The organism is Staphylococcus sp. GDX8P80P (assembly GCF_017893095.1).
GTDB classification, from domain to species: domain Bacteria; phylum Bacillota; class Bacilli; order Staphylococcales; family Staphylococcaceae; genus Staphylococcus; species Staphylococcus borealis.
This window is the reverse complement of record NZ_JAESMI010000031.1, coordinates 20,225-27,707: the sequence shown is the minus strand read 5'-3', so window position 1 is coordinate 27,707 and position 7,483 is coordinate 20,225. Positions and strand designations below refer to the sequence as shown.

Sequence of the window (7,483 nt, the reverse complement as noted above, 5' to 3'; positions counted from 1 at the left end):
GGAATGATGGGACAAATAAAAGTAACAAAATAATTTATAAGGAGAATTCAATATGATGAAAAAATTGAGCTCAATTATAGTAGCTTCAGGATTAGTATTATCAGCTTGTTCAACTGGTAACGAAGAAGAAGAAAATTCTAAAGATCAAAAACAAGAAAAACATATGAATCATAAGAGTGAAAGTAAAGCCCCAGATAATATGAAAAGTACAGATGACAGTAAATATAAAAAGGACGATAAAATAACAATTACAGCTGATCATATGCCTGGTATGAAAAATGCTAAAGGTACAGTTAAAGGTGCTTACAAAACCTATGCTTATGTCGTGAGTTACACACCTACAAATGGTGATGAAAAAGTTAATAATCACAAATGGGTCGTTAATGAGGAAGTTGCAGATGCCCCTGAAAATGGATTCAAGAAAGGTGATACAGTTAAATTAGAAGCTGACCATATGCCTGGTATGAAAGGTGCAGAAGCTCAAATTGATGATGTAGAAAAAACAACCGTTTATATGGTGGATTATAAATCAACAGAAAACGATGAGATGGTTAAAAATCATAAATGGATGACAACTGACGAACTAAAATCTCGTTAATGTCTATCATTTTAAAGCTTTAAAGTATTTAGTTAGTTATTCACAAATGCAATGAGAATCCCCTTTGTTAAATAGACAAGTAAACAAATAAAATTTATGGCCACTCTCATATCCACAATAATGAGAGTGGCCATTTGTTTAGAAAAATTAAATGATTTTAATGAAAATGAGGGGATCTTTTATAATTTATCAATGGAATTTCGAAAAATATAAAAAATGGAATAGTGAATGTATTGAGCTTTATCATTTATCAAGAAAAGTTATTCTAAATTAGCAGGTAAAGTCACAAGTTGCGATAATTTCAACAACTCTATTTGTATGATTAGGGTGTGCCCTAAATAACATAAATCAGTAGCTTGCAAAAATTTAATTAATAATTTATAGTTAATATATCAAAAAAAGTTGATTTATTGTTTTTAGTATTTTATAAAGGAATTCAATTTTATGAGAATAAATCATGCGAGTACATTATCTATTGATTATTTTGTTAGTTATTTAAACCTAATTATGATATCAAGAGAAGTTTCTTTAAAAGAAGCTGTATCATATATGAAATACTCTTTCTTTAACAACAATATTGAAAGATATGGTGAAATAACTGCACATAACTTTAAACAAGCAGTTGAAAGACTTAAATAATTATCTAATATAAGAATGGAAGTGATTAAATGGAAATAATCAAGACCAATCCAGATGTACATAAAGAAGAACAATTAGATTTTTATGAAAAGATATTTGATGCACTTGCAGATAAGATTAGACTTAAAATTTTACAATCAATACGTCAAAGTGATACAAAGTCTTTGTGCGTGTGCGATTTGGAAGAAATATTAGGATTGAAACAATCTAAACTTTCGTACCATTTAAAAAGATTGGTAGATGCAAATATATTAAGTGCTGAAAAGCATGGTACTTGGAATTATTATCAAATTAATGAGCAACAAATACAGATAGTTTTAAATGAAGATACTTGCTGTAAGATACTTTAAGTATCTTTTTTATCATAGTATTAATCAATTTTTTTTGATTAATAAATCAAGAAATATTGATTAAATAAATTTGGAGGCGTTATACTAATGATAGATTCGATTATAGAATTTATAAAAACATTTCTAATGCTATTTTTTGAATTATTAATACTGTTCATAATCGTAAGTTTTATTGTAAGTCTGATCCAACAAGTAGTTTCGGAAGATAAAATCAAAAGCATGTTAAGCCAGCCTAACCAAGGAATCAATTATTTTTTAGGGATGATATTTGGTGCGATAACGCCCTTTTGTTCCTGTTCGACTATTCCAATACTCGCAGGATTATTAAATTCTAAAGTACCTTTTGGTCCATCTATGAGTTTCTTAATGGCTTCACCATTGATGAACCCATTAATGCTATTTATGTTATGGGCTTTATTAGGTTGGAAAGTTGCTGCTGTTTATTTTGTTGTACTAGCAATATTTAGTATCTTAACAGGTTTTGTATTTTCAAAAATGAATTTAGCTAAAAGTTATAAAGGAGTAAATGTTAAAGGCGATGGATTTTTTGCTAATAAAACAGGATCTCGTTTTAAACAAGCATTAAACGATGCGTGGGCATTTTTATATCCAATGCTTCCTTACCTATTTATTGGTGTATTTATTGGAGCATTCATATATGGATTTGTACCCGAAACATTTATTACAAAATACGCAAGTGGAGATGGCGTTATATCTGTATTTATTGCATCTGTTATTGGTATTCCTATGTATATCAGACCTGAAACAATGTTACCTATAGCTGAAGCATTAGTATCAAAGGGGATGTCCTTAGGAACAGTAGTTGCATTAATCATAGGTGGTGCTGGGGCAAGTATTCCCGAAGTTGTATTATTATCTAAATTATTCAAGAAAAAATTTGTAGTTTCATTCGTTATCGCAATTTTAGTTGTAGCTGTTGCTACAGGATTAATAATCAATATAATTGTTTAAGTTTAAGGAGGATAAATTAATGAATCAAGAAACTTCAGTAATCAATAGGTATGGAAATGCAGCTAAAAAACACGAAGAAAACTTATGTTGCCCAGTAGAATATGATACAAAATATTTAAAGCTTATACCAGATGAAATTATAGAGAAAGATTATGGTTGCGGAGATCCTTTAAGCAAAATCAAAGAAGGAGACACAGTATTAGATTTAGGTTCTGGCGGTGGCAAAGTTCCTTATATAGTTTCTCAAATCGTTGGTGAAACAGGTAAAGTTATTGGTGTAGATATGAATGATGATATGTTAAACCTTGCTAAAAAATATCAAAATCAAATGATTGAAAGAATTGGTTATGACAACATTATTTTTCATAAAGGAAAAATTCAAAACTTAAAATTAAATTTAGAAGAACTCGATAAATATATTCAAGAACACCCTGCTAGTAACTTAGATACTTATCAATCTATCAATCAATATATTAATTACTTAGAAAATGAAATGACAATGATAAAAGATAATAGCATAGATGTGGTTATATCTAATTGTGTTTTAAATTTAGTTTCAACAGATGAAAAAGAAGCATTATTCAAAGAAATTTACCGAGTTTTGAAAAATGGAGGTAAAGCAGTTATTTCAGATATCGTTTCTAATGTAGAAGTACCAGAAAAATTGAGACAAGATGAAAATTTGTGGAGTGGTTGCTATTCAGGAGCTATTCAGGAAAAATCATTTGTTGATTCTTTCGAAGATGTAGGTTTTTATGGTGTAGAAATTGATAAACGTGAAGAAACATGGACTACTATTGAAGATATTGATTTTAGAAGTATGACTGTTATAGCTCATAAAGGTAAAGAAGGACCTTGTATTGATAAAGGACAATCAGTTATATACAAAGGGCCATTTAAACACATTGAAGATGATGATGACCATGTTTTTGAACGAGGTGAACGAACATTTGTATATGAAAAGACCTTTAATATATTAAAGCAAGCACCATATAAAGAAGTTTTTGAATTTATAGATGAAAACGAAAATCTAATTAATAAAAATGAATGTTGTGACACATCATGTGGATGTTAATTAATAATTAAAGGAGGTGTTATAATGGAAAAAAATGCATTTAAAAAAGCAATTTCTAAATTAAAACCTAAAGAACAAGCTTGTTGCTCTGTAGAAATTGAGGAAAAAGAAGAGAACAAAAAAGAAAATACAAATAAAGATCAAAATAATAATAAAGGCTGCTGTTAATGCGCTATTAAATACTAATTTTGCATTCCTCTACTAACCAGTGTTATAATTTAGATAACGAAAATAAGTAATCACTTATACACCAATCCCCTCACTATTGCGAGTAGTGAGGGGATTTTTGTTGGTGTGGCTATATGTCACCTATTTTTTATTGCATTTACTTAGCCAATGAGTAAAAAACGCAATTGCACAGCCACTGATGACTGGCGCTATGATGTGAACGAAAATAAGCATCACTTTATACACCTCCTCTCTACGTCTAAATTGACGCCTGAGAGATAGGCGACCTATATATTATATCATCTGTACTAGATGAGTTACAGATAACTTCTGATAAGTCATTTTATGACTAAATAACTATCAAGACAAGAAGAAACTCGTTTTCAACTCGTTTCAAAAACCAAAAATTCAAATCCAATTTTTCCACGCATGCGAAGGAGTTTTATAACTTCCATTCCCCACTTAACGGCTTAACATCTGCATCAATATATCCGTAATAATCTTTATTTATAAAAAAATCGTCATGAGCATTACAATTTTCACACTTCGTAATAATTGAACAAGCTTTATAATTTTCCATGTCTTGACAATTTTTACTTACAATTTTCAAAGTTGAAAAACCACATTCCCAACACTTCATTTTTATTCTTCGACCAGTCACAAATTGCTTTGAAAATTCATCTTGCATAAAGTCAATTCTCCTTTTTGCTTTATTCCAATTGCTTTATTGATATTGAAGCTTGGATCTTCAACAATATCAAAACTTTTCGAATAGTCTGCTTAATAGCTCACGCTATGCCGACATTTGTTTCAATCAATTTGATAAGTTAAAATTCCATATATAATAATAAATTTCAAATGTTATTTTTAAAATAAAGTCAATGTACCACATTGGGTTAAGTTTCTTATTACTAAAGAATGAACTTTGTATCATTTCAACGGCCTACTATCTTCTCATTTGGTTATTTCTATCTTGTTTCTTCTTCTTTTTCTTATGATTAATATTGTTTTGTTTTTCTGTTTCATTCGCATAATACATAAGGAAGTCACTAGCATTTATCGTTGGTAAATGAATGTGATTAGTTTGTTCATTTTCATGTTCAATACGATTGTCATGATCATTTCTATCTACTTGATTAATATGTTTTTCGATAACTTCTTCTTGATCGACATTATTATATTTCTCAAGTTTAATGAGTAATTGAACTTTCTCATTAGGTGTTTGGTCTTTGACTTTTTCAAAGTTTTTATCGCCTATATCTATTCTTAAATCATCATCAATATGTTCTTTATAACTATCAATTTCTTTTTCTTTTTCCTTAATAAATTGCAACTCAACGTTATATTCAAAGCTATCTTTTTCTAAATTTTTAAGCTGTCTTTGACTAAAGAAAATATCTTTACTCGCTTTTTTATAAGTATCTTCTAGCAATATATCATTAGGAATATTGTTATTTTGTTTAAATTGATATTGAACATGAGTTGCTTTTATAAAGTTACCTTTTTGTGCCTCATCAACAATAAATGCTTTCTCATCATTACTAAATTGTTTATGAGATTTAGGGTACATTTGCTGAACAATTATATTATTTTTCTCACTTTCAGTTAAATAAACATCTTTAGCTGATTGATAAATTTCTTTACGTTTTTCTTCTCTACTTTCTAATTTATTCTTTTCATTGAGTAATTCTTTATAGTTAGATTTAACAGTATTAATAAATTCTTGTTGACTATATCCTTTAGTTTCCATATCTCTTCTAAATTGATAATTAGTATCATAATTGTCAGCATAGAATTTCAATTGATGTCTCTTAATTTCATTTTTAAGTAAGTCATTTTGAATTTTACGACCAAAGGTAGACGCACTATCAAACGTATTTTTTAGTGTTTCTTTCGCCTCTATATAGCCAACATCACGTTGATATCTATTAAATAAAATAGAATAACTATGTTCATTTTTGCTTACTTGATCATTAGCGTTTTGAACAAGTAATCTAATTGCATTTTGTGCTTGTTCTTTCTCTTTATCATTATATACTTCTGATAATTCGCCACGATTGTATTGTCTAATCTGTTCATTTTTTTGTCCGTAATAAGTAACGGGTTGGTACTCAACGCCCTCTTTTTCACAACGTTTTTGTTCATTTTTTTCTAATCGATATTCTTCTCTTGTCAGTGGAATTTCGGCAATTTTTTCTAAACCTTGATCTTCAAAAGAACGACTATCATATCGTCTTAAACTTTGTTCCCGTTCTGAATATTGGTTTAATTTTAATTCCCAATGCTTACGAACTTCTTTGAAATCAAAGTCGGCAAAACGTTCTTGTTTTCTCACTTTATTACCATTTTGATTTAAAATAGCATTACCATTTTCATCATATTGTGTTCTCGTTTTTGTCTTTTTTCCCCAAGTACCGTCTGAATTAAAAGGTCTTTGAGTCAGTAGAACATGAGCGTGTGGGTTGTTCATATCATCTCTATGAATTGAAATATCAGCCACCATTCCTTTGTCTACAAACTCACTTTTTATAAAATCTTTTGTTAATTCAGTTTGCACCTCTCTATCAAAATCATTAGGCAAACTTAACAATACTTCTTTTGCTAATCTAGGATTTTTCGTTTTCGCATTATTCTTTTCAACTTTATCGACTTCATTCCACAAACGCTGTCTATCATTAGTCCAATCAGGTGCATGTTGAGGGGTTAAAATCATGATTTCAGGCTTTACTTTATGATTTCTAAACTTAATTTTTTCATCTGTTCGTTCACTATATAATGCTTCATCAGAACGATAAGACGCTGATGCAACGATATTTTTAGTTGCTCGATTAATGTTAGTCACTCTTAACATAAAGTAACCTTTCTCCATGATTTTACCTCCTCTCTTTTTTTATTTACACCCCTGTGGGAACTATAACAATCAACACATAGGATTGCCCATTTTTATGACAATTTTTAATTTGCATGTAAATGGGCAGTATCTTAAGAACTGGTTATATTATACCATGAATAAGCGACTTACCCAATGAATTATGGTATGCTTTATATAGATAAACTAAGGGAGTTTTTTAATGTCTAAAATCAAACAAACAGATATTACGAAATTAAGTCAATTAGAACAACAAATTGAACAACTGAAAGAGCAAAAGAAACAACAAGAAGCACAACTAACTAATAAAATTGGTGGTTATTTTTTAAACAAACTTGATTTAAATATGATCAACTCTAGTGATGAATTGTATAAAATTATGGATAAAGTCATTGAAGAATTTAATAAAGATATCGAACAAAATAGCAGCGACGGGAACAACGAAAATTTAACAGAAGACAAAATTAACCAGAATAGTAAGTGATACGATGAATGATTTTAAAAATCTCAAAAAAATAAATGCTGAAATTGAAAAAGCAGAATTAACAAAACATAGATTAAAAAATTTAGATAGAAAAGAAAGAGCACATAGACTGATTCGAAAAGGTGCAATGCTTGAAAAATATTTTGAATGTGAGCATTTAAGTCCTGATGAAACAGAAGAATTGTTAAGGATATATTCCAACTATATTAATACGAATAAGCCAAATAAATTTAAAAAGAAGTAGTTGATCAGACCTACAAATCTTGGTTTTTTCACTTGAAGAAGAGAATAGACAAGTAATTGAAAATAGTATCAAAAATATTAGTTT

11 protein-coding genes are annotated in these 7,483 nt (G+C 29.0%); 8 read left to right on the top strand and 3 right to left on the bottom strand.

Annotated elements, in window-relative coordinates:
• Positions 1-52: 52 nt before the first annotated feature.
• The 6 genes from KA858_RS04400 to KA858_RS04375 all read left to right on the top strand — a co-directional run bounded on the left by KA858_RS04400 (position 53) and on the right by KA858_RS04375 (position 3,802).
• Positions 53-598, top strand: coding sequence for a YdhK family protein (locus KA858_RS04400; protein ID WP_002510756.1), 546 nt, complete (start codon positions 53-55; stop codon positions 596-598).
• 444 nt (positions 599-1,042) lie between these two features.
• A complete protein-coding gene (locus KA858_RS04395) occupies positions 1,043-1,237 on the top strand; it encodes a hypothetical protein (RefSeq protein ID WP_070829978.1) in 195 nt (64 codons plus the stop codon).
• A gap of 29 nt (positions 1,238-1,266) precedes the next feature.
• Positions 1,267-1,587, top strand: a complete 321-nt coding sequence (locus tag KA858_RS04390) for an ArsR/SmtB family transcription factor (RefSeq protein WP_070829977.1) — start codon at positions 1,267-1,269, stop codon at positions 1,585-1,587.
• Positions 1,588-1,674: 87 nt separating this feature from the next.
• On the top strand, positions 1,675-2,559 hold the full coding sequence (locus tag KA858_RS04385; RefSeq protein ID WP_210130217.1) for a permease: 885 nt from the start codon (positions 1,675-1,677) through the stop codon (positions 2,557-2,559).
• A gap of 19 nt (positions 2,560-2,578) precedes the next feature.
• Complete coding sequence (locus tag KA858_RS04380; protein WP_210130216.1) at positions 2,579-3,634, top strand: methyltransferase domain-containing protein; 1,056 nt, start codon at positions 2,579-2,581, stop codon at positions 3,632-3,634.
• 24 nt (positions 3,635-3,658) lie between these two features.
• Positions 3,659-3,802: a hypothetical protein gene (locus KA858_RS04375; RefSeq protein WP_107362890.1), complete on the top strand. Its 144-nt coding sequence runs from the start codon at positions 3,659-3,661 to the stop codon at positions 3,800-3,802.
• Positions 3,803-3,943: 141 nt separating this feature from the next.
• Here KA858_RS04375 and KA858_RS04370 read toward each other — a convergent pair whose 3' ends face one another.
• The 3 genes from KA858_RS04370 to KA858_RS04360 form a co-directional block, all read right to left on the bottom strand.
• A complete protein-coding gene (locus KA858_RS04370; protein WP_002387633.1) occupies positions 3,944-4,039 on the bottom strand; it encodes a type I toxin-antitoxin system Fst family toxin in 96 nt (31 codons plus the stop codon).
• Between the two features lie 205 nt (positions 4,040-4,244).
• On the bottom strand, positions 4,245-4,490 hold the full coding sequence (locus KA858_RS04365; protein WP_210130215.1) for a hypothetical protein: 246 nt from the start codon (positions 4,488-4,490) through the stop codon (positions 4,245-4,247).
• Positions 4,491-4,748: 258 nt separating this feature from the next.
• On the bottom strand, positions 4,749-6,671 hold the full coding sequence (locus KA858_RS04360; protein ID WP_210130214.1) for a MobA/MobL family protein: 1,923 nt from the start codon (positions 6,669-6,671) through the stop codon (positions 4,749-4,751).
• Between the two features lie 202 nt (positions 6,672-6,873).
• On the opposite strand from KA858_RS04360, the gene KA858_RS04355 reads away from it, so the two are divergent.
• Both KA858_RS04355 and KA858_RS04350 read left to right on the top strand, forming a co-directional pair.
• A complete protein-coding gene (locus KA858_RS04355) occupies positions 6,874-7,155 on the top strand; it encodes a hypothetical protein (RefSeq protein WP_204185468.1) in 282 nt (93 codons plus the stop codon).
• 4 nt (positions 7,156-7,159) lie between these two features.
• The gene (locus KA858_RS04350; protein ID WP_210130213.1) at positions 7,160-7,399 is read left to right on the top strand and encodes a DUF3847 domain-containing protein; all 240 of its coding nucleotides are present in this window, start codon (positions 7,160-7,162) and stop codon (positions 7,397-7,399) included.
• Positions 7,400-7,483 lie beyond the last annotated feature (84 nt).

What these genes read in the sequence shown, in the direction of transcription:
- KA858_RS04385 (WP_210130217.1), top strand. Translation starts at nt 1,675, where the DNA reads ATGATAGATTCGATTATAGAATTTATAAAAACATTTCTAATGCTATTT.
- KA858_RS04390 (WP_070829977.1), top strand. Translation starts at nt 1,267, where the DNA reads ATGGAAATAATCAAGACCAATCCAGATGTACATAAAGAAGAACAATTA.
- KA858_RS04375 (WP_107362890.1), top strand. Translation starts at nt 3,659, where the DNA reads ATGGAAAAAAATGCATTTAAAAAAGCAATTTCTAAATTAAAACCTAAA.
- KA858_RS04395 (WP_070829978.1), top strand. Translation starts at nt 1,043, where the DNA reads ATGAGAATAAATCATGCGAGTACATTATCTATTGATTATTTTGTTAGT.
- KA858_RS04350 (WP_210130213.1), top strand. Translation starts at nt 7,160, where the DNA reads ATGAATGATTTTAAAAATCTCAAAAAAATAAATGCTGAAATTGAAAAA.
- KA858_RS04365 (WP_210130215.1), bottom strand. Translation starts at nt 4,490, where the DNA reads ATGCAAGATGAATTTTCAAAGCAATTTGTGACTGGTCGAAGAATAAAA.
- KA858_RS04400 (WP_002510756.1), top strand. Translation starts at nt 53, where the DNA reads ATGATGAAAAAATTGAGCTCAATTATAGTAGCTTCAGGATTAGTATTA.
- KA858_RS04355 (WP_204185468.1), top strand. Translation starts at nt 6,874, where the DNA reads ATGTCTAAAATCAAACAAACAGATATTACGAAATTAAGTCAATTAGAA.
- KA858_RS04380 (WP_210130216.1), top strand. Translation starts at nt 2,579, where the DNA reads ATGAATCAAGAAACTTCAGTAATCAATAGGTATGGAAATGCAGCTAAA.
- KA858_RS04360 (WP_210130214.1), bottom strand. Translation starts at nt 6,671, where the DNA reads ATGGAGAAAGGTTACTTTATGTTAAGAGTGACTAACATTAATCGAGCA.